The organism is Enterococcus sp. H57 (assembly GCF_003112495.1).
In the GTDB taxonomy this organism is placed as follows: domain Bacteria; phylum Bacillota; class Bacilli; order Lactobacillales; family Enterococcaceae; genus Enterococcus_B; species Enterococcus_B faecium.
Window position 1 is genome coordinate 1 of sequence record NZ_BEHC01000016.1, and the last position, 22,818, is coordinate 22,818.

A 22,818-nucleotide genomic window follows, 5' to 3' on the forward strand; every position below is an offset into this window, starting at 1 on the left:
TCCTCGGCATTTCAAATATGCGCCCATAGCTCAACTGGATAGAGTGTTTGACTACGGATCAAAAGGTTAGGGGTTCGACTCCTCTTGGGCGCGTAGTCTTTTTTATTTTTTAAACGGGAAGTAGCTCAGCTTGGTAGAGCACTTGGTTTGGGACCAAGGGGTCGCAGGTTCGAATCCTGTCTTCCCGATTTTTTTTATCTTGCTTTTTGTTTTCAAATGATTTATAATTTTTTTAAATTGAATATGCGCCCATAGCTCAACTGGATAGAGTGTTTGACTACGGATCAAAAGGTTAGGGGTTCGACTCCTCTTGGGCGCGTCGATACGGAATAGTATATTCCGTATTTTTTTTTGTTGATTCTAAAGGATTTATTTAACAAAAAGCGTTCTTCTTTCTTTCTATTACCAAATTCGTTATAATTAAGGTCAATATTAGTCAAAGGGAATGAATAAGATGGCACATCAGAATACCTCGGATTTAATTGAATCATATATAAAGAAAATTCTGGAAAATAGTGAAATGATCGAGATTCGAAGGATTGAAATGGCAGACCTCTTTAACTGTGTTCCTTCACAAATCAACTATGTGATTAATACCCGTTTTACCATCCAACGTGGTTATCTAGTAGAAAGCAAACGTGGTGGTGGTGGTTATATACGAATTGCAAAAGTAAGGATTTCAGATAAAAAACAATTACTTGAGCAGATAAATCAGTTATTTGATGATACAATCAGTGAGAAAAATGCTTTTGCTATTATTCAAAAACTTTATGAAGACCAAATAATTACAAAAAAAGAAGGAAACTTGATGTTGAGTGCAATTGCAAAAAACACATTGAATTTCAATGAATATGAAGATCATACACGTGCTCGGATTCTCCGAGCATTTCTGGAACGTTTAAGTTATGAAGATGGGAAGTGAGATTAGATGGAAGAACTTTTTACTGAAAGAGCCCAAGCAGTATTAGAAATTGCACAAGAAGAAGCAAAACGATTGAAACATCAATCAGTTAGTTCAGAACATGTTTTACTAGCCTTAGTGGTCGAGCAAAATGGAATTGCTGGAAAAGTATTACGTGAAATGGATTTGAATGAAACGGAAATTTATGAAGAAATTGAACATCTGATTGGTTATGGTGGTATCCGTTCTTACCCTAAAGGAGTCTTTCTTCCATATTCACCAAGAATGAAACAAGTTTTTGCTTTAGCTAGCAGCGAAGTGAAGAAAACTGGTTCTCAAAAAGTTGGAACAGAACATATTTTGATGAGCTTATTAAAAGATGAAAGTATCATGGCTACTCGAATCATGATCAACTTAGGTATCAGCCTTTCAAAAGCCCGTCAAGTTCTGAAACAAAAAATGGGGCTAGCTGGTGATTCTGCTGGAAAAGGAATGAATCGTCGTAGAAATGTAAATGTACAAGATAAACGGCAAACACCGCAAGGAACACCTACGCTAGATTCATTAGCACGTGATTTGACGAAATTAGCAAAAGAAAACAAGCTGGACCCAGTTGTTGGTCGTTCGAGAGAAGTGAAACGGCTTATCCAGATTCTTAGCAGACGGACAAAGAATAACCCTGTACTGGTGGGTGAACCTGGTGTAGGCAAAACAGCCATTGCTGAAGGGTTAGCTCAAAAAATCATTTTAGGTGAAGTGCCAGAAGACATGCAAGAAAAGCGCCTGATGATGCTTGATATGGGATCTTTGGTTGCTGGTACGAAATATCGCGGTGAATTTGAAGATCGAATGAAAAAGGTCATCGACGAAATCTATAATGATGGTCAAGTAATCTTATTCATTGATGAATTGCATACCTTAATTGGTGCAGGTGGAGCAGAAGGAGCAATTGATGCTTCGAATATCTTGAAACCGGCGTTAGCTCGAGGAGAATTACAAACGATCGGAGCAACGACCCTAGATGAATATCAAAAATATATCGAAAAAGATTCTGCATTAGAGCGACGTTTTGCTCGCATTCAAGTAGATGAGCCAACTCCTGAAGAAGCAGAAGTGATTCTTCAAGGATTACGTACAAGATATGAAGAGCACCATGGAGTGGAGATCACAGATGAAGCTGTACGAGCAGCAGTCAATCTTTCTGTTCGTTATATCACTTCTCGTCAACTACCCGATAAAGCAATTGATTTGATCGATGAATCAGCAGCGAAAGTCCGTTTGGATCAAACCGATCACTTAACAAAATCAACTGTGATCAAACTAGAAATCGATGAACTAGTACAAGAAAAGGAAGCAGCGATCCAAAAACAAGACTTTGAAAATGCTGCTCAATTACGCAGACAAGAAAAAGTACTACGTAAAAAGCTGCAAAAAGTTTCTGCAATTGAAGCAAAACAGGAGCAAGGTTATTCTGATCGTGTAACAGAAGAAGATGTTGCTACAGTTGTATCGGAGTGGACTGGTGTCCCTCTACAGCAGTTGGAGAAAAAAGAAAGCGAACGCTTGTTAGAACTGGAAGGACTTCTGCATGAACGTGTCGTTGGTCAAGATGAGGCTGTCAAAGCAGTTTCACGTGCGATCCGCCGTGCACGAAGCGGATTGAAAGATCCTGATCGTCCAATTGGTTCATTCATGTTCCTTGGACCAACTGGTGTCGGAAAAACAGAATTGGCCAAAGCACTTTCAGAAGTCATGTTTGGAAGTGAAGATGCCCTGATCCGTGTTGATATGTCAGAATTTATGGAAAAATACAGTACAAGCCGATTAATCGGGTCTCCTCCAGGATACGTAGGGTATGATGAAGGTGGACAGTTGACAGAAAAAATTCGTCAAAAACCATATTCAGTGATTCTCTTAGATGAAGTGGAGAAAGCACATCCAGACGTTTTCAATTTACTTCTGCAAGTATTGGATGATGGTCATTTAACAGATTCTAAAGGTAGAAAAGTGGACTTTAGAAATACAATCATGATTATGACTTCAAATATCGGAGCGACACAAATTCGAGAAGAAAAAAATGTCGGATTCAATGTCCAAGATGTTACTAAAGATCACAAAGCCATGCAAAAACGTATCTTAGAAGAGTTAAAGAAAGCTTTCCGACCTGAATTCTTGAATCGAATCGATGAGACTGTCGTCTTCCATTCATTGAGTAAAGATGAAATCCATACAATCGTCCAAATCATGAGCAAAGCGATTATCAAACGATTGAAAGAACAAGATATTCAAGTGAAAATCACACCATCTGCAATCGATGTGATCGGGAAAGCTGGATTTGATCCTGAATATGGTGCACGTCCAATCCGTCGCGCACTTCAAAAAGAAATTGAAGATCGATTGAGCGAGGCTTTGCTTGGCGGAGAAATTCGTTTAGGTGACCACGTAACAGTAGGTGCTTCAAAAGGTAAGATCACATTGAATGTTCGCGGACCTAAAAAGGAAACAGTAGGTTCCCTATAGTTACTTGGCCTGTGTAGCTGAATTTTTATAATAGTAAGACTTGATTAAGAGGTTGTGACAAGTTTTTTGTCACAATCTCTTTTTATATTTGGACAGAATATATCGAACTTTATTTTGATTTTTTGTGAAATAATTTTCAAAAATCCGACTTTAAATAGAAGAAGTATTGGAAAGTTTTTAGAGCTATGCTACTATTATGAAGTTGTAGGAGGAGAAAATTATGATCGAACTCATAACCACAGTAGAAACTATTGAACAAGCAGAACAGTTGCTTGCTGCAGGTGCAGATACACTATATTTCGGTGAAGAGCAATTTGGATTGCGTCTGCCTGCTTCATTTACACGAGAAGAACAGCGACAATTGGTAGAATTAGCACACAAGTATGGTAAAAAAGCGAATATTGCTGTAAATGGGATCATTCATCCTGAAAAAATGAAAAATGTACCTGAATATTTGGCTTTTTTAAAAGAAATAAACGTAGATGTGATCACAGTTGGTGATACAGGTATTATTTATACGATGAAAAAAAATCCTGAATTGCGTATACCGTATATTTATGATGCTGAAACATTAGTAACGAGCGCACGTCAAATCAATTTCTGGGCGAAAAAAGGCGCAGTTGGAGCAGTACTTGCTCGTGAAGTTCCTTTTGAAGAGATGAAGGCGATGGAAGAAAAACTCGATATTCCTGTAGAAACCCTTGTGTATGGTGCTACATGCATCCATCAATCCAAACGTCCACTGCTACAGAATTACTATAACTATACGAAACAAGACGAACAAAAAGATCGTGAAAGAGGTCTTTTTATCTCGGAACCTAAAAAAGAAGAGACACATTATTCTATTTATGAAGATAGTCATGGCACACATATTTTTGCCAGCAATGATCTGAATCTCTCGAATGAATTGAATGAACTTTATCAGCATCATTACTGTACATGGAAATTGGACGGATTATTTACTCCAGGCGAAAAATTCGTAAACATCACTCGACTATTCGCCGAAGCAAAAAAACAAATTTTAGAAGGTAGCTGGGATCAAGAAAAAGCGGAAAAAATGACTAGCGAAATCAGTAAATTGCATCCTGAAAACCGTGAATTAGATACAGGATTCTTTTATATTGATCCTTCTGCTATCAAATAAGGAGTATGATGAAAGAAATGACAGTAAAAAGAAAATTGAAACGACCAGAAATCCTAGCGCCAGCAGGAACACTGGAAAAGTTAAAAACCGCGATCCATTATGGAGCAGATGCAGTATATATTGGCGGGAATGCATATGGTTTAAGAAGCCGTGCAGGTAATTTTACTTATGAAGAAATGGCTGAAGGAGTTGCTTTTGCAAAAGAACATGATGCGAAGGTATACGTTGCTGCTAATATGGTCACCCATGAAGGAAATGAAGATGGAGCAGGGGAATTTTTCCGCAGTTTGCGTGATGTCGGTATTTCTGCAGTAATTGTTTCTGATCCAGCTTTGATCGAAATTTGTGCGACAGAAGCCCCAGGTCTGCCGATCCATTTATCCACTCAAGCTTCAGCAACTAATTTTGAGACATTGGAATTCTGGAAAGAAGAAGGGTTGGAACGTGTCGTTTTAGCTCGTGAAGTTTCAATGGAGGAAGTGGCAGAGATTCGTAAAAATACGGATATCGAAATCGAAGCATTTATCCATGGTGCCATGTGTATCTCTTATTCTGGTCGATGCACATTGTCCAACCATATGTCGATGCGGGATGCAAACCGTGGCGGATGTTCTCAATCTTGTCGCTGGAAGTATGGATTGTTCGATATGCCTTTTGGTCAAGAACGAAACAGTTTAACTGATACAGGCGAAGTGGAAGAAGAATTCTCGATGAGTGCAGTGGATATGTCAATGATCGAACATATTCCAGAATTGATTGAAAACGGCGTAGACAGCTTCAAGATCGAAGGAAGAATGAAATCGATCCATTATGTATCTACGGTGTCAAATGTCTATAAAGCGGCTGTAGACAGTTATATGGAAGATCCTGAAAACTATGTCTGCAAGCAAGAATGGATCGACGAGTTATGGAAAGTAGCACAACGAGAATTAGCTACAGGTTTTTACTACAATACACCAACTGAAAACGAACAATTATTCGGTGAACGTCGTAAAATCCCAGTATATAAATTTGTCGGTGAAGTATTATCTTATGATGAGGCAACACAGATTGCTACGATACGTCAGAGAAACTTGTTTTCTGTAGGAGATGAAATCGAATTTTATGGTCCAGGATTCAGTCATTTCAGTCAAACCGTTGAAGTTATGCATAATGAAGAAGGCGAATCCATTGACCGAGCACCAAATCCAATGATGATTTTAACTATGCCAGTCGCACAGCCAGTGAAACCTGGAGATATGATCCGAAAACGTAAATAAGGAAAAAGCTGATATATCCCTGTTTTAAGCATCTTCGCATACAAAATCCAAGAAAAGTGTTACACTTGTTTTCTGTAGAAAAAGGATCGTTAAATAAAGGTTTTGATTGATCTCTTCAATAAGGAGGAACAAAATGCAAATATATGATTACATCGTAATTGGTGGCGGCTCTGGCGGTATTGCTTCAGCAAACAGAGCAGGGATGCATGGCGCAAAAGTTTTGCTGATTGAAGCGAATGAATTGGGCGGAACATGTGTCAACGTCGGTTGTGTACCTAAAAAAGTTATGTGGCAAGCAAGTACGATTTTGGAAACAATTGAACGAGATGCCTCAAGTTACGGTATCCAAGCAGATTTAAAAAATGTTGATTTCGCCGGTCTAGTAGAAAGACGAGAAAAATATATTGATTTTCTACACGGTGCTTATCAAAGAGGATTAGATAGCAATCATGTCGAGGCTATAAAAGGTTACGCTACTTTTATCGATAGTCAAACGATCGAAGTAAACGGTGAAACCTATCGTGCTCCTAAAATCTTGATCGCTACTGGAGGCCGTGCAAGTAAAATGACCATTCCTGGTGGAGAATACGCCATTGATTCAAATGGATTTTTTGAATTAACAGAGTTACCTAAGAGAGCAATCGTTTTAGGTGCTGGATACATTGCGGCTGAACTTTCAGGTGTATTTCGTGGTTTAGGTAGTGAAGTCATGTGGGCATATCGAAAAGAACGACCACTTAGAACGTTTGATAAAATGCTTTCGGACAATTTGATCCAAATGTACCAAGAAGCTGGAATAAAAACTTACGCACATCATATTGCTAAAGAAATTACTAAAAACAATGACGAATATACGGTGCTATTTGAAAATGGTGAAACCTTAACTGGTGATTGTGTACTTTTTGCCGGTGGACGTGTACCGAATACCGAAAAATTAGGTCTGGAAAATACAAATGTGGAATTGGACAAAAAAGGGTTTATCAAAGTAGATAAATACCAAAATACAACGGATGAACATATTTTTGCTGTTGGTGATGTGATCGGTAAATTAGATCTGACTCCTGTTGCAATCGCAGCTGGTAGACGTTTATCAGAACGTTTATTTAATGGAAAGAAAGATTCTTATCTTGACTATAAACTTGTTCCGACAGTCGTCTTTACGCATCCACCAATTGCAACAATTGGTTTGACAGAAGAAGAAGCATTGGAAAAATATGGCGAAAATGAATTGAAAGTTTATCGTTCACGCTTTACCCCAATGTACTTTGCATTAAATGATTATCGCCAAAAATGCGAAATGAAATTGATCTGTGTCGGAAAAGAAGAAAGAATCGTCGGCTTACATGCTATTGGTGTTGGTGTCGATGAGATGCTGCAAGGTTTTGCTGTGGCTATCAAGATGGGTGCAACTAAAGAAGACTTTGACAATACAGTAGCCATCCATCCAACAGGAGCGGAAGAATTCGTAACGATGCGATAATTTAATATTAACAGTTCCAACAGCTTTTTATTGAACAAACCATGTAAAACCAGAAAATCAGTATACTGATTTTCTGGTTTTTTGTTTTTTAGTTATTTATGTAAGATTGCTTCGATAATTCTCAAAACGAAATAAGTAGGGAAGTTGGAGATTTTGATTATCTTCGTAACTGACGAAGAGTAAATGAATCCATTTGGTATGCACTCTTAAGTTCAAAATATTGGTATCGATATTTAAAAGAAATAGAAATGTATCGAAGAACAGATGATTAAAAAAGTGTGACTTTGTATAAATAAATTAGAAGAAGCAAACGAGGATGTTAAAAGAATACCATATAGTTACCAAACCAAGAAAGTTCTCGTCAAGTTCGCTGGTACGAATCAAATCAAGTGAAAAAAGGGACTGTGACAAAAGTTGTGTCATAGTTAGTCACTTTTTCCGAACAAATGGTGTTCTCCTGCCAACTCCCAATCACAAGACACAATATTCATAAAACATGAGAAGCTGTTTTTTGAACTTGTTCCTTGCGACTCGGAGCTAAACGGCAGACTCACGACCTCTTTCTTAAATGGTGTTCAATCAGCTGTCCTTCGGTATTAGCTCAAAAAACGGCAAAATATGAGGAACTATTTTTCCGTTTGTTTCTCTAATACTCAGGACAAAACGCTGATTTTACAACCTCTGATAAACGGTGTACAAAAGCCAGTTTCTCGGTATTAAGCCAAATTTATGCAAAAATGTGGAAAGCCACTTTCACAAAATTTTTCTTAATACTCGAAACTAAGCGACTTTTTCACAACCTCTGATAAACGGTGTTCAAAAGCCAGTTTCTCGGTATTAAGCCAAATTTATGCAAAAATGCGGAAAGCCATTTTCACAAAATTTTTCTTAATACTCGAAACTAAGCGACTTTTTCAAAACCTCCTGATAAACGGTGTTCAAAAGCTTGCATCTGCGGTAATAAGCCCAACCAAACGAAAAATATAAGGAGCTATTTTTATTTGGCTGTTCTTATTACTTGATGCAGGGCAGTTTTTTCACAACCTCTTCATGCTGTTAAATGGCTTGCATAATGATTGTTAGTAATAGCCCCAATACATAACTGGCATTGAATAAGACCATATTTTTGATGGAATAGCTGAAACTGATAGGCTGGGGTAACGTTTGCTTGAATTGATCCAAATGCTTCTTCACAATTGGCAAGGTCAAGAAGGTGACCAAGATCGGCCATTCATAGATACCGCTCAACAACCCCATTAAAATCACGAAATAGCAAGCATACATCAATAGCTGGAATAAGACTGTTCCCGCAGGACGTCCGATATAAAAAACCAGTGTATAGCGATGATTTTCAATATCACGGTCAAGATCCCGCAAATTATTAGCCAACATGATATTGGCAATCGTAAACACCAAGGGTAAGGAAGCTAATACGATTGCTGCTATAGCCCAAAGATTTCCTACCAAAGCAAATTGTCCAGATGAAAAGTTGACTGTCAGATCATAGACATCTGAACCGAATGTATTGACATAAACGACCATGGCAAAAATTCCAAGGCCCATAGTCACCCCACTGAAAATTTCCCCTAAAGGCATTCGAGATAAAGGAATCGGTCCGAATGTATAGAATACTCCAATAAAACAACAGATAAATCCCATCAAAAGTAAAAGCCAACCCGTATTGATCGTTAAAATAACGCCGATAACAAAAACAAATGCAATCATAGCTAAAATCATGTTTCGAATCAATACAGGAGATAGATTTCTGCGGCCAATGACATTTTCTTCATACTTATATACTTCAGAATGAGCCTTTTCATAATCCATGTAATTATTGATAGCGGTAGTCGCCAAATCAAAAACTAGCATTCCAATAAAAAATAAAAAAGTGTTTAGCCAATGTATTTCATGAAAAAAAGCGATAGAGAATAATACCCCTACCGCAAAAGGAAATACACTAGCCACCTTTGTTCGTATTTCAACTACTTCTAAAAAGATTTTTAGTGTCATGGTTCGTACTCCTTATTTTAGTTCAGAACGGTCACCCATCGTGTAATGGGAGTCCTCCGATAATTTGAAGGTGTCTTTGATTGGATCGGTCACATATACTTTATCGTCTTTTGTCACGAAGATCGCTTCCGTCCCGTTATTCAATTCGCTTTCGACGTATTCCAGTCCTTTTTTCACACCCATTGAAAAGACTGCTGTAGACAACCCATCACCATCAATTGATTTATCTGTTATGATCGTGACACTTGCGATATCATTGTCGAACGGATAACCCGTTTTTGGATCAAACAAATGATGGTATTTTTTGCCATCTACTTCTAAATAACGCTCGTAAATTCCAGAGGTAACTAATGTTTTGTTCCGTTCTTTAATAGAACCTAAAACAGATCCGCGAGCCATGTTCGGATCTTGGATGCCGACTGTCCAGTCTTGGTTTTCGCCTCTTGGGCTGTGGCCTAAGACATAGACATTACCGCCCAAGTCAACGATGGCAGTGGTCACTCCTTGTTTTTTCAAGACTTTCACTACTTCGTCCGTAATGTAACCTTTGGCGATTGCACCTAAATCGATGATCATTCCTTTTTCTTTTAGATAAACAGTTTTTTCTTTGTCATTTAGTTCGATCTTATGATAATCCACTAATTTCAATGCCTGATCGATTTCTTCTTGGGAAGGTTTTCTGGCGTCATCAAAACCGATTCGCCATAATTGTGTGATTGCACCAATCGCCATATCGAATCCGCCTTGAGAATCTTGACTATATTCGTAGGCCCGCTTGACTAACGTGTAGACATCATCAGAAACTTTTACTGGTTTGATCCCAGCTTGCTCATTCACTTCATCGATCTCAGAACCTTTTTGATTGATCGTGATTTTATCACCAAGTTCTTTTACTCGATCGAAGGCAGGTTTCAATGCTGATTCTTTGCCTTCATCATACACACGGATACGAACGTAAGTCCCTAACAAGAACTGTTCATCAGAATATGGATCTTTCAATATCTTGGTAGCTGCTGAACTTTCAGTGGTTGTTTTATTTGCTGAATTGCTGCATCCAGTTAGCACCATAAAAGAGATGCCCAGTGTGATTAAGGAAAATAATAGTTTTTTCCGCATTTTTTTCCTCTCTTCATTTTGAAAGGTGAGACGACTGCCTAATTTGGCTATCGTCCCACCCTCCAACTTTTATTAGTAAAATTATATGATTATTTTTCTGTTACGATATTATCTACTTCGATTGTTTGAGTGTCGCCTTTTTCAGCTGCATTCACTAATTGTTGTGCGTACATGATGAATGAATGTGAGCTGTGTGTAGCACCTGTAACAACTTCTACATCAGCAGGTGAGCCATCTTCTTCGCCCATTGCTTTGACGAATTCGTCGTTCAGAGTAGGGATGTAAGTTTTTGGTTCTGTACCGCTTTTTGCTTTCATATTTTCATTATATTCTGTATCATCTTGTTTTGATTTACCGTCTTTGTCGATATAATCAAAGTTTGATTCAGTTACTTTGCCGCCAGCAACTGTCATTTCGAATTGCACACGGTAGCCGTTAGAGTAGTTCTTTTCTTCAAGCTTGTAAGTGCCGTCTTTCAAATCAGCACCATTGTCGATTTCGATTGTATCTGTGTTACCAGCTTGAGCAGCTTGGATCAATTGTTGTGCGTAGTTTTGGAAGCTTTCAGATGAGTGAGTAGCTCCAGTTACGACTTCCACACCGCTTGCGCTTTGTGCTTTTAAGAATTGGTCATTCAACTCAGGAATGTATTTTTCTGGGTTTGTGCCAGATTTTGCTTCCATGTTTTTGTTGTATTCTGCATCTTTTGTTTTTGATTCGCCGTTTTCATTGACGTTATCATATTTTGATTCAGTGATTTTGCCGTCTTTTACAACCATTTCAAAGACTGCACGGTAACCATTTGAATAATTTTTTTCTTCTAATTTATATGTGCCGTCTTGCAAATCTCCGCCAGCTACAACTTTTGCAGATGATTCTGTTGTGCTTTTTGCAGTCGAAGATTGTGCTGTAGATGATTCAGAAGAAGAGTTTGAGCTTCCGTTGTCATCTGCGCCGCAAGCGCCTAACACTAGAGCTGAAAATGCTAATACGGCAAATCCAGTTACAAAACGTTTTTTCTTCATTTTAATACCCCACCATTCCATTTTTAGTCCACAATTTTTCTTTGTGATTCATTATACATTCTAATCTTTTTAGCCTATAAGTCAACTATTTTTGATAAATAACCCATGTAATATTTCAAACGTTTTCTTTCAGCAAATTTCGTGAAAAAACGCTTTATTTTAAAATTTGAAAAAAATCCAAAAGGAGTTAGACAAAAGAACAGAACATCTATATAATATATGGAGATTGTGTAATAAGTATCAAACTAAAAGAATTATCATATATTCATTATATAGATAGTCTATAAGGAGCGGATGATCAATGGCAAAGCAAAATATTGTCGTTGTAGGAGCAGGATATGCCGGTGTTTCAGCTACAAAATACTTGGCAAAGAAACTGAAAAAAGAAGATGTAGCAATTACTCTGATCGATCGTCATTCGTACCATACTATGATGACCGAGTTGCATGAAGTAGCTGGCGGACGTGTAGAACCAGAAGCAATCCAATACGATCTGCAGCATTTGTTTGCTCGTCAAAAGAATGTACAACTTGTCACAGACACTGTAATCGGTATCGATAAAGAACAGAAAATCGTCAAGACCAAATTAGGTTCCTATCCTTTTGATCAGCTGATCCTTGGAATGGGCGGAGAGCCGAATGACTTTGGTACACCTGGTGTCAAAGCACACGGATTCACCCTTTGGTCATTTGAAGATTCTGTAAGGATTCGGGAACATATTGAGAAGACAGTAGCAAAAGCTGCATTGGAACCAGATGATGAACTGCGTAAAGCCATGCTGACTTTCGTTGTCTGTGGTTCTGGATTTACCGGTATTGAAATGATTGGGGAACTGATCGACTGGAAAAATCGCCTAGCCAAAGATTATAAATTAGATCCAAACGAAATCACACTGATGGTCGTAGAGGCAATGCCGACGATCTTGAATATGTTGGATCGAAATGATGCTGCAAAAGCTGAACGCTATTTGCGTAAGCACAACGTGGAATTATTATTGAATGCACCAATCGTAGAAGTGGCTGCTGATCATATCAAATTGAAAGACGGACGCAACATTCCGACTCACACACTGATTTGGACAGCTGGTGTCAAAGGAACTTCTGACGCTGCTGACTTTGGATTAGAATCAGCACGCGGACAGCGGTTGATCGCCAATGAATATATGCAGGCAAAAGGCTACGAAGATAAAAACATCTATATCATTGGTGATTTAGTCTTTTATGAAGAATTCCCAGGAACACCGACACCGCAGATCGTTCAAGCTGCTGAACAAACAGGACACACAGCCGCAGCGAATATCGTGGCTTCGATCAAAGGCGGAGAAAAGCATAAATTTAAAGGAAACTATCAAGGATTTATGGTTTCTATTGGTGCCAAATGGGGGGTAGCTAACCTATTTGATAAGATCCATTTAAGCGGATTTTTAGCTATCGTAATGAAACATATCGTGAATTTGAAATACTTCTTTGATATTCGTTCTGGTTATTATATGTTCCAATATTTAATGCATGAGTTTTTCCATATCAAAGATGATCGCAACGTGACTCGAGGACATTCTTCTCGTTACGGCAACGTCTTATGGAGTGTGCCACTTCGTATTTTCTATGGTTTAGTTTGGTTCGTTGAAGCCTCCAAAAAAATCATTGGTAATGGTGAAGTGTTAAAACCAAGTACTTGGTTTGGTGAAGGATCATGGTTCACTGGAAACAGTGTGTTCCCTTGGACATGGGAATACAATGTAACAGATGTTGCCAGTGGTGCTTCTGCTGCTGGTGATGCAACCACAGCTGCCAGCGGAGCAGGGGCAAGTGCCGGAGAAGCAGCGACTCAAGCTGCACATTTTGGTTTGAGTTATGCATACGGTGAAGAACCAATGGCTGTGATTGAGAAGTCACCAGACTGGTTCACAAAGATCATGCAAGTGATCATGCCAAACAATGATGTAGCAATGTTCTTCCAAAAATTCATGGTATTCTTTGAAATTGCCTTGGCATTAGCATTGATTGCTGGATTATTCACATGGCTATGCAGTGCGACAACGATTGTATTGGTGATCACGTTCTGCTTATCAGGCATGTTTTACTGGGTAAACATTTGGTTCATTTTTGTTGCTTTCGCATTGATGAACGGTTCCGGACGTGCGATTGGGTTGGATCGCTGGGTAATTCCATGGCTACAACGTACACTAGGTAATTGGTGGTACGGTAGACCAAGTTCCCAGTACGGCAAGAAATAAATAGATAAAGAACGTTATTTGAATGCAAGATTTCAATAGAAAGGGGCTGAGACAAACCGTCACAGCCTCCTTTTTATGTAAAATTAAAGGAATAAGATGCCCGAGATAAGCCTCCATGAGCAAGACACAGGTGTCACAACCTCTGTTACAACCTCTTGTTATAAACGGTGTTCCAGAAGTAGCTTCTTCGAAAAATAAGCCGAAATTTCACAAAAACTTGAAAAGTAATTTTCGTAAATTCCTTCTTATTTCTTGAAGTTGCCCACTTCTGTCACAACCTCTTGTTATAAACGGTGTTCCACCTGCTGCTTCTCGGTAATAAGCCCAAAGAATTAGAAAACATGGAAAGCTGTTTTCTATTCTTCGTTCTTATTACTCAAAGCAAGACACAGGTGTCACAACCTCTTGTTTTTATGCTAAAATTGGGTGAGTTAATCTGGAAAAAGGAGAACAAAAATGAGCCTTAAAGAATTTGCTGAAAAAAGTCTGCTCAAACCTTGGGATGTTTTTATTATTTTGCTTTTGACTGTTCTTTCTTTTTTACCAGTCATGATTTTTGGTCTTCAGCAAAACACCGCAACAGCAGAAAAAGAAGCGGTACTGCGTGTGGATGGCACAGAAATCAAAACATTCCCTTTGATGGCTGGAGAAGAGAGCTACACATATACTTACAAAGATGAACACGGAGATTATAACTTGATCGAGATAGATGGCGATCGAGTACGGATAAAAGAAGCAGATTGCGATGACCAGATCTGCGTACGTCGAGGCTGGGCAACGAAAAATGGCGAAACCATTGTTTGTTTACCACATAAATTAGTGATCGAGGTCCGATCAACAGATGGGGGTGACGAAGACAGTCTGATTTATTAGACCTTCACACACCATGAGTAAATTACAAAAAATGATTTATATTTCGCTACTTGTTGCACAAGGAGTGATCATTGGTTTATTGGAAAATATGATCCCTTATCCTTTTTCTTTTGCGCCTGGTGCAAAACTAGGCTTAGCCAATCTAATCACGATTGTTGCCATTTTTACCATGAAAAAACGAGACAGCTTCTTACTACTTTGGCTACGACTATTCCTGACTACTTTGCTAGGCGGAACGATTTCCACATTCCTTTATAGTATGAGTGGTGCTTTGCTTAGTTATTTTGGAATGTTATTGGTCAAGCAATTAGGACCAAAACGTGTCAGTATCATCGGAATTAGTGCGGCCGGTGGTTTCATGCATAATGTCGGACAGCTTTTGATGGCTTCTTTCATTGCACAATCATGGACAGTCATGTTGTACTTGCCAGTCCTTTCAGTTTTAGGGATTTTATCAGGGATTGCAATCGGGATCGCAGCGAATTATCTTTTACGACATGTGCAGACACTTCAACGATTCCAAAAAGATTATGAGCAGGGAACCAAACAAAAATGGAGCCCAATGTTTACCAAAAAATAATCGTCACACAAGGAGTTTTTTTATGAAGCTACATCCAATGTGGGAAAACTATCCTGCTTTAAGTAAAGAATTGACAGAAACACTAAAACGGATGGAAGAAACTGTCCGCCTGAAAAACAAACCTGTCGAACAAGCAATCAAAGAAACGATCCATGCCGGCGGAAAGCTGTTGCGTCCTGCCTATCAGCTATTGTTCTCACAATTTGGACCAGAGCAAGATCGAGACAAAGCCATCGCTTTGGCAGCTTCTATCGAAATGCTCCATACGGCCACACTGATCCATGATGATATCGTTGATGAAGCGGATCTGCGACGTGGTCATCCTAATATCCGTAGTCAGTTTGGTAATGTCGTTTCTGTCTATGCAGGAGACTATTTATTTGTCTGCTGTTTTAAACTATTGTCTGATTACTCCACTTCCTTGAAAAGTCTCCAATTGAATTCTCGCAGTATGGAAAAAGTATTGAATGGCGAATTAGGGCAGATGGATGATCGCTATAATTATGAACTTTCTGTAAAAGAATATTTGGAAAATATTTCAGGTAAGACAGCTGAACTGTTCCAATTAAGTTGTTCTGTTGGCGCTTTTGAAAGTGGAACAAGCGAGCGCTTCGCAAAAAAAGCAGGAGATATCGGACTTTCTATCGGGATGGCCTTTCAGATTATCGATGATATTTTAGATTATACAAAAGAGAGCCAGGAAATCGGCAAACCTGTACTAGAAGACATGCGTCAAGGGGTCTATTCTTTACCGTTGATCTACTCTTTGCAAAAAAACAAACCAAAGCTACTACCTTATTTAGAGAAGAAAGCGGCAATGACAGAAGAAGATGTCGACGCCGTACGCAAAATCGTTGAACATACAGGAGGCGTGGAAGAAGCTAGGAAGTTAGCGGCCTCTTACACAGAAAAGGCTTTGAAGGAAATAAAGAAATTACCTGCCACCTCTCTTCGAACAAAAGAGAATCTCTTTTCCCTTACCCAACTGATTTTGGATCGCAAAGACTGAATAGGGAAAGGTTCGATACGTAAATAAATTTCTCAGAAGGAAATCTACGTGTTTTTTGACAAATTGAATTGTAGTTCTTGTATTTATGATAAAAAGCAAAAATAAAGAGCAACGTCCGCTAGCGACGTTGCTCTTTTTTATCTTGAATATTTTTTTACCTTTTCGATTTCTTATAACTCATAAAAGTGATTCTTAAACCGATTACAAGTAATATAACGCCTGCGAGTGTTATCCAATTATTCGATTGACTTCCAGTTTTAGGAAGTGCTCTTTTTGATTTGTTTCCATTGTCATTGCTTGTTTTATTAGTTAAGTTAAAGTTCGTCCTGTTATCCGAACTTGTTTTTGAGAAGGAGACACTTGCATGACGTGTATCGCTTGTGGTAGACGACGTGTCTGTACTATCGCTTGAAGTTGATGAATCTGAGCTATCACTTGTGGTAGAGATTGTATCTGTACTGTCGCTTGAAGCTGACGTGTCCGTGCTATCACTTGTAGTGGTAGATGAATCTGAGCTGTCGCTTGTGGTTTTAGTACCTGTACTGTCACTTGAAGCTGATGAATCTGAGCTATCACTTGTGGTAGAGGATGTATCTGTACTGTCGCTTGTGTCTGTCGTATCTGTACCATTGTCGCTGATAAATATTTCGTTAGGATCCCAACGATTGGTAGCTGCATCTAAAATCACATTTGTCCCTATAATCGTTCCATCTTGGTTTTGAGTAATGCGGATAGTAGCATTAGGCGCAAGGATTGTTCCTTGAAAAGGAGCACTGATTGTCAAATCAGTCATCTCATTTCCAAAATTCCAAGAGATATTCGCATCCGAAAAATCTTCTGTTTCATGATTTGAACGATCATTGTATTTGATTGGTGACTGTACGTTCAATGCAGAAGAACTGTTGATGACATTAAATACAACTACTTGATCATTTGGATTGATGATTTGAAGTGGCGTATTCATTGTTAACACTTCTGCATCGATATTTACCAATAAAAACCCGGTAACTGATAAACCAGTTAAATCGATTGTCCGATTGTTCATGTCTGGAAAATCTGCAGCAGTATATGTTTTAGCTGGAGTGATGGTTGCAAGATCATTTGCTGCTACATTCAATTTAGCAAATTCCTGCTCGAAATCAATATATTCATGCCCAGCACGATCTTTATAAAAATCATCTGGAGTTAAGTGATCAAGCCTGGATCCATTGACTGTAGGATGACCATCTTGAAGTGCTACATCCACGTTACTGCCAACGACAAATTTATTCATTCTTGTGCTACCTGTAGGTATGCCTGAAGAATTAGCGAAAGAATCAGTTTTTTGTATATAATTTATTTCTTGGTTCAATAAACCTTCATGAAGCTCTGTACCAAAATTATTTTTTGCATCAAGTTCATGTGTTGCTATATTTCCGTCTGTATGTGCATTCACAGTTGTCTTATTTTTAGCAAATACGTGGAATTGACTAGCAATTCCTAACAAGCCATAGTTACCGGTTAGATCATTATAAATATTCCCAGGGTCTTTAGGAATGTATGTTTCCGCTGAAACGGCCACACCATACGAAAAGATATTGAACAACAAAGCAACTAGGACTAGTAAACTTGCCCTTTTTTTCATTTTTCCCCTTCCTTTCCTTTCAAACATTTTCCTATTATACTCTTCTTCTCCTAGTCTTAAACTGTTCGTTTGAAAAATCATTGTTTATTTAAAGAATATTAATGAAACGTTCATATTGTTGCTTCTTGTTCAATTGATAGTTCGACACTATCTTTTTCTTTCAATCTCCAAACTATTGATGATGGTGACTGTTAAAGTGTAAAAAATAAGGGTGTGTAGTAACATATAAGTAGGTATCCTAGAATTAGGAAAAAGTAAGTAGGATAAATAAAAAGGAGGAAAATAAATGGATTATTTAGATATGCTATGCGAGAGTGTGGATCGGGCATACGATCGGTTTGAACGTTTGTTTGAAGGCGTCTCTATTGAGGAGGCCAATCGTTTTCCAGTGGAAGATAGAGCCCCGCAGATCAAATCAATGACTTGGCTGGCTTGGCATACCGCTCGGGAATTAGATTTCCAGATTGCTGATTTAGCAGGAATCTCTCCAATTTGGCATAGTCAAGACTGGGAAAGCCGGTTTCCGATGACGATAGCAGATAACGAACAAGATTGGAAGCATAGTCTGGAACAAGCAAAGCAGATCCAAGCTAATCAAATAGAAGATCTGCTAGGATACTTGCGAGGAGCTGCTGATTTTGCTATTTCTTACTTAAGAAGGCTGGAACCTTCCGAGCTAGATGAAGTAATTGACGAGAACTGGACACCACCAGTCACACGAGGAATGCGTCTCGTTTCTATTATTGATGATGCTGCTATGCACTCTGGTCAGGTGATCTATGCGAGACGTTTGTTGGGATTAAGAGATTAAGGCACTAGCTAAAAAAGAACTTACGGTAAAATAAGTCGCAAGTTCTTTTTTGTTTTTATCGTTACCCATGGTCTATCTATAAGATTGAAAAAGGAAGCGGCCTGCTATCTCTTTTGATCGTGTAAACTGATGACTCTCTTGTTTTTTGCATTGATTCATTTAAAGAAAGTGTACCATGCTTTATAGATATTTTTAGAATACCTTTTTCTAGAGGATAGAGAAACTGTCAGCTGATAGAATAAGGAGAGTCTTTTGAAGAGAATTCAGAAAAAAGGACACTGTATGAGATCAGGTGTCCTTTTGTGAAATCTGATAATTATTGCGTACGGATAGATGTGAGACTGATTTCGCCAGAAGACAAACTCATCTCCTGTTCATTTGTTTGGACGATCAGTTCGCCATGATCACCGATTTCTTTTGCAAGACCGACATAAGTCGTTCCTTTTTGATTGAACGACACGGTTTTTCCCAATACGAATGATTTTTCTTTATAGAAGTCCAACGCTTTTTCTGGGTGAGAAAGATAAGTGAACAATTCTTGCCAGATTTTGCTGATTAGCTGATTCCTTGTGACACTAGCTTGTCCGTCGGGAAAGACAGAGATGGCTTTTTCTTGGAGATCAGCTGGAAAATGATTTTGAGGAACAGAAAAATTAAGCCCGATCCCAATGATGATATGACTGATCCTGCCGCTTTCCATATCACTGACTGCTTCAGATAAAATCCCACAGACTTTTTTTCCATCCATGTAGATATCATTGACCCATTTGATCGAAGCAGAACGACCGGTTACAGATTCAATGGCTTTCACACAGGCACTGGCTGCGATGATCGTATATTGAGGCAATTCATCAAACCGTTTGTCTGGATGGAGCAAGAGACTCATGTAGATTCCTCGTCCAGCTTCAGCGAAAAAAGGCCGTCCAAAACGTCCACGAGCTTGTTCTTGTGTATCAGCAACAAATAACTTCGAAACAGAATCTCCTTGAGCTGCTGCCAGTTTGGCATCTTTCATCGTAGATTCAGAAGTCAACATCGTTTGTACTTTCAAATCAGGAATAAACGACCGTAGCTCTTGCTGGATTTCTTTTGCATCTAGTACGTCAGAGGGCAGGTAACGATACCCTGTAGGCCCGTGCTCAAAACGATAGCCTGCCTTTTCCAATTCTTTGATGGCTTTCCAAATACTTGTCCGGGAAACTTCCAGTTGCTGTGCTAACTTTTCTCCGGAAAGAAAATCTGGTGTCTTTTTCAATAAATGAAGTACTTTGTCTTTTGTTGTCATGGCACCAAGCTCCTTTCCCATCCATTCTATCAGGAAGAAGGAGAGAACAAAATAGTTTTCGAAGAAACAACGGTTGATACATAAAGCAAAAACGAAAGAAGGAAAGAGAAAAAAGAAGAGGGTGGGCGTTCATTTTTTTGTCCCAGCCTCTTTCTGATTATGAAGATAAAAGCACTTGATCGTCTTTTAATGCCGTGCCGCTGTTTTGTTTGAACAACGCTAATAATTGGGGCACTGTGAGCTGCTGTTTTTCCTCTTGCTGGATATCTACGACGATCCTTCCTTGATGCAGCATGATCAGTCGATTCCCATAGCGGATCGCGTCTTCCATGTCATGAGTGACCGTAAAAGCAGTGAGATTCTGCTCAGTGATCAGCTTTTCTGTCAATTCCATCACCGTTTTGGAAGTAGCAGGGTCAAGCGCTGCAGTGTGTTCATCTAATAAGATCAGTTCTGGACGCTGTAATGTGGCCATCAACAGCGTAATAGCTTGACGTTGTCCTCCAGACAGCAAACCGATTTCTGAGGATAAACGATTTTCCAACCCCAAATTTAGTCGAGCCAGCTGGTCTTTGAAAAATGTTCGGTCTTGTGGTTTGACACCACGGAAGAATCCGCGTTTTTTTCCTCGTTTCATAGCAAGAGCGAGGTTTTCTTCTACCGTTAAACGAACGGCTGTCCCTAGTTTAGGATCTTGGAATACGCGACTGATGGATTTCGAACGTTCGACAACAGATTTTTTCGTGATATTTTTTCCATTTAATAAAATTTGTCCCTGATCGACAGAAAATGTACCGGCGATGCTGTTCAGCAAAGTAGATTTACCAGCCCCATTTCCACCGATGATCGTCACGAAGTCGCCGGGATCTAAGGAAAGATTAATGCCTTTCAGGACATGATTTTCGTTGATCGTTCCTTTTTCAAAGGTATGATGGAGATTTTCCAATGTTAAGACGTCATTCATTTGACACTACCGCCTTTCTTTTTTTGAGGTAAATGGAATTTTTGCTGGATCTGCGGGAAAGAAAGACAGATCACTAGCACGAAAGCAGAAGCAAGTTTCGAATCACTTGGTTCAACATTCAGTTCGAAGACTAACGCTAAAATAAAACGATAAATGACCGCACCTAAAACGACAGTCAAGAGACGGAGAAATAGTGGCTGGTTACGTAACAAAACTTCTGCGATGATAATAGAAGCAAGTCCAATTACGATCGTTCCAATACCAGAATTCAAATCAGCAAAGCCGTTGTTTTGCGCAAGCAAGGAGCCAGAAAGAGCAATGCATCCATTAGAAATCATATAACCGATGATCTTCATATTATCTGTGTTGATCCCGTTTGCTTCGCTCATTGCCAGATTATCGCCAGTTGCACGAATAGCAAGTCCTGTTTCTGTACGTAAGAACAAAACAAGTAAACATACAACGATCAAAGCAAAAAGCAGACCGACGATCAGTACAGCGTTGTCTTTTGTTATGCCGAATGACTCGACCCAATGAAAGATCGTTGGCTGACCCAATAAAGAGATGTTCGGCGCACCCATCACACGGGATGTGACAGAATATAAACCAGTCATGGTGATGATCCCTGCAAGAAGGGCGGGAATTTTCAATTTTGTGTGAAGCAGTCCGGAAACAAGCCCTGCTGCCGCACCCCCTAAAAAGCCTAGAAGACAAGCTGTCAATGGATGATAGCCATTTGTAATACTTACTGCCGCGATCCCTGCACCTAAAGGGAAGCTTCCTTCAGCAGTCAAGTCGGCAATGTCCAAGATACGGAAAGTGACGTATACACCAATCGCAAGTAGGGCCCATAAGACCCCTTGCGATGCAGATGATAAGAAAAGAGAGAGCAAATTTGTCATGAGAATCCTCCTGTGTTTTATTCAGCTTCTTTGATGCTTTCTGGATTGATGCCTAATGCTTTGGCCATGTCTTTATTGACATACAGTTCCAAATCATTCGCTGTTTCGACAGGAAGTTCACTTGGCTTCTTGCCGTCTAAGATTTTTGCTGCCATGATCCCTGTTTGTTTGCCCAAGCTTTCGTAGTCGATTCCTACTGTTGCTAGACCGCCGTCTTTGACTTGATCAACTGCGCCAGCAACGACAGGTGTTTTTGTTTCTTTTGCGACTTCACCGACAACACTTGCCGCACTTGCGAACGTGTTATCAGTAGGAATATAGATTCCATCTACATCTTTAGCTAGACTTTTCGTCACTTGTTGGACATCATTTGTGGAATTTGCTGTCAGTACTTTGACTTTGACGCCCGCTTTTTTCAATTCTTTTTCTACCAAATCAGCTTGGATCTTAGAGTTTGCTTCACCGTTGTTATACATGATGCCGATTGTTTTGGCGTCTGGCACGATATTTAACAGTAAGCCGATTTGTTTTTCGATTGGCACCATATCTGTCGTGCCAGTCACATTGCCGCCAGGTTTTTCATTGGATGTGACTAAATGGGCTTGTTCCAAGTCTGTGACCGCTGTGACAGTCATCGGGATAGTGGTTGTTTCATTTAATAAAGATTGTGCTGCTGGAGTGGCGATCCCGAGTAGCAAATCAGGATCTTCTTTGACGAGTTTCTCACTCATGCTTTTCAGGTTGTCTTGATTGTTTTGGGCATTTTGATAATCGATTGTTAGATTATCGCCTTCTTTATACCCTTCTTCTGCTAATCCTTCTTTGAATCCTTTATAGGCAGCGTCTAACGAGTTATGTTGTACAAGTTGCAATACGCCAATTGTTTTTTGTCCATCTGATGCCTCTGCGGAATTGTCTTTTTGTGCGCAACCTCCTAAAGCTAGTAGCAGGGCAGCGCCTAATCCGATGATTATATTTTTTTTCATTTTCTTAATTGTCAAATTAAGTTAGACAGATCATCAATACTTACGTAACTCAAAAATACTTCCAAAGGTGTTCGATAATCCAGTGATTTTCTA

At 39.2% G+C, this 22,818-nt stretch carries 18 protein-coding genes and 3 tRNA genes; 13 read left to right on the plus strand and 8 right to left on the minus strand.

From position 1 onward, the window contains the following. Positions 1-19 precede the first annotated feature (19 nt). The 8 genes from DIZ30_RS05160 (at position 20) to gor (ending at position 7,304) form a co-directional block, all read left to right on the plus strand. Positions 20-93: transfer RNA gene (locus DIZ30_RS05160), tRNA-Arg, on the plus strand. Between the two features lie 21 nt (positions 94-114). Beyond that, positions 115-188 (plus strand) — tRNA-Pro (locus tag DIZ30_RS05165). A 57-nt stretch (positions 189-245) separates the two neighbouring features. Beyond that, a tRNA-Arg gene (locus DIZ30_RS05170) sits at positions 246-319 on the plus strand. A 135-nt stretch (positions 320-454) separates the two neighbouring features. Then, entirely contained in the window at positions 455-922 is a 468-nt protein-coding gene (locus tag DIZ30_RS05175) for a CtsR family transcriptional regulator (protein WP_002289036.1), read from the plus strand. A gap of 6 nt (positions 923-928) precedes the next feature. After that, positions 929-3,421, plus strand: coding sequence for an ATP-dependent Clp protease ATP-binding subunit (locus tag DIZ30_RS05180; protein ID WP_002299386.1), 2,493 nt, complete (start codon positions 929-931; stop codon positions 3,419-3,421). A 220-nt stretch (positions 3,422-3,641) separates the two neighbouring features. Continuing rightward, positions 3,642-4,565: a peptidase U32 family protein gene (locus DIZ30_RS05185; protein ID WP_002289033.1), complete on the plus strand. Its 924-nt coding sequence runs from the start codon at positions 3,642-3,644 to the stop codon at positions 4,563-4,565. A 5-nt stretch (positions 4,566-4,570) separates the two neighbouring features. Then, positions 4,571-5,824: a U32 family peptidase gene (locus DIZ30_RS05190; RefSeq protein WP_002318037.1), complete on the plus strand. Its 1,254-nt coding sequence runs from the start codon at positions 4,571-4,573 to the stop codon at positions 5,822-5,824. 133 nt (positions 5,825-5,957) lie between these two features. Further along, entirely contained in the window at positions 5,958-7,304 is a 1,347-nt protein-coding gene (gene gor, locus DIZ30_RS05195) for a glutathione-disulfide reductase (protein WP_002289031.1), read from the plus strand. Positions 7,305-8,360: 1,056 nt separating this feature from the next. On the opposite strand, the gene menA is transcribed toward gor, so the two are convergent. The 3 genes from menA to pplA all read right to left on the minus strand — a co-directional run bounded on the left by menA (position 8,361) and on the right by pplA (position 11,455). Next, positions 8,361-9,314, minus strand: coding sequence for a 1,4-dihydroxy-2-naphthoate polyprenyltransferase (menA, locus tag DIZ30_RS05205; RefSeq protein WP_002289029.1), 954 nt, complete (start codon positions 9,312-9,314; stop codon positions 8,361-8,363). A gap of 12 nt (positions 9,315-9,326) precedes the next feature. Beyond that, complete coding sequence (locus tag DIZ30_RS05210; protein ID WP_002294811.1) at positions 9,327-10,430, minus strand: FAD:protein FMN transferase; 1,104 nt, start codon at positions 10,428-10,430, stop codon at positions 9,327-9,329. 89 nt (positions 10,431-10,519) lie between these two features. Continuing rightward, a complete protein-coding gene (gene pplA / locus DIZ30_RS05215) occupies positions 10,520-11,455 on the minus strand; it encodes an extracellular electron transfer flavoprotein PplA (RefSeq protein ID WP_002307821.1) in 936 nt (311 codons plus the stop codon). 301 nt (positions 11,456-11,756) lie between these two features. On the opposite strand from pplA, the gene DIZ30_RS05220 reads away from it, so the two are divergent. The 4 genes from DIZ30_RS05220 to DIZ30_RS05235 all read left to right on the plus strand — a co-directional run bounded on the left by DIZ30_RS05220 (position 11,757) and on the right by DIZ30_RS05235 (position 16,153). After that, a complete protein-coding gene (locus DIZ30_RS05220; protein ID WP_002307820.1) occupies positions 11,757-13,691 on the plus strand; it encodes an NAD(P)/FAD-dependent oxidoreductase in 1,935 nt (644 codons plus the stop codon). A 456-nt stretch (positions 13,692-14,147) separates the two neighbouring features. Then, positions 14,148-14,564 carry a NusG domain II-containing protein gene (locus DIZ30_RS05225; RefSeq protein WP_002298268.1) on the plus strand — a complete coding sequence of 139 codons (417 nt, stop codon included), beginning with the start codon at positions 14,148-14,150 and terminating at the stop codon, positions 14,562-14,564. 13 nt (positions 14,565-14,577) lie between these two features. Then, positions 14,578-15,144 carry a Gx transporter family protein gene (locus DIZ30_RS05230; protein WP_002289378.1) on the plus strand — a complete coding sequence of 189 codons (567 nt, stop codon included), beginning with the start codon at positions 14,578-14,580 and terminating at the stop codon, positions 15,142-15,144. Between the two features lie 22 nt (positions 15,145-15,166). After that, positions 15,167-16,153 carry a polyprenyl synthetase family protein gene (locus DIZ30_RS05235; protein WP_061573444.1) on the plus strand — a complete coding sequence of 329 codons (987 nt, stop codon included), beginning with the start codon at positions 15,167-15,169 and terminating at the stop codon, positions 16,151-16,153. A gap of 154 nt (positions 16,154-16,307) precedes the next feature. Here the strand turns inward: DIZ30_RS05235 and scm are convergent, their stop codons facing one another. Beyond that, positions 16,308-17,777: a collagen-binding MSCRAMM adhesin Scm gene (gene scm, locus DIZ30_RS05240; RefSeq protein ID WP_109023129.1), complete on the minus strand. Its 1,470-nt coding sequence runs from the start codon at positions 17,775-17,777 to the stop codon at positions 16,308-16,310. A 286-nt stretch (positions 17,778-18,063) separates the two neighbouring features. Between scm and DIZ30_RS05245 the strand changes: the two genes are divergently transcribed. Then, complete coding sequence (locus DIZ30_RS05245) at positions 18,064-18,588, plus strand: DUF664 domain-containing protein (protein ID WP_002300075.1); 525 nt, start codon at positions 18,064-18,066, stop codon at positions 18,586-18,588. Between the two features lie 316 nt (positions 18,589-18,904). Here the strand turns inward: DIZ30_RS05245 and DIZ30_RS05250 are convergent, their stop codons facing one another. The 4 genes from DIZ30_RS05250 to DIZ30_RS05270 all read right to left on the minus strand — a co-directional run bounded on the left by DIZ30_RS05250 (position 18,905) and on the right by DIZ30_RS05270 (position 22,725). Further along, positions 18,905-19,873 carry a biotin--[acetyl-CoA-carboxylase] ligase gene (locus DIZ30_RS05250; protein WP_002300076.1) on the minus strand — a complete coding sequence of 323 codons (969 nt, stop codon included), beginning with the start codon at positions 19,871-19,873 and terminating at the stop codon, positions 18,905-18,907. 157 nt (positions 19,874-20,030) lie between these two features. Next, positions 20,031-20,837 (minus strand): ABC transporter ATP-binding protein, encoded by an 807-nt coding sequence (locus tag DIZ30_RS05260; protein WP_002318033.1) that lies wholly within the window; start codon positions 20,835-20,837, stop codon positions 20,031-20,033. Next, positions 20,834-21,739, minus strand: coding sequence for an ABC transporter permease (locus DIZ30_RS05265; RefSeq protein ID WP_002289390.1), 906 nt, complete (start codon positions 21,737-21,739; stop codon positions 20,834-20,836). Before DIZ30_RS05265 ends, DIZ30_RS05260 begins: the two co-directional genes overlap by 4 nt. 17 nt (positions 21,740-21,756) lie before the next feature. Next, on the minus strand, positions 21,757-22,725 hold the full coding sequence (locus tag DIZ30_RS05270) for an ABC transporter substrate-binding protein (RefSeq protein WP_002324442.1): 969 nt from the start codon (positions 22,723-22,725) through the stop codon (positions 21,757-21,759). Between the last annotated feature and the right edge of the window lie 93 nt (positions 22,726-22,818).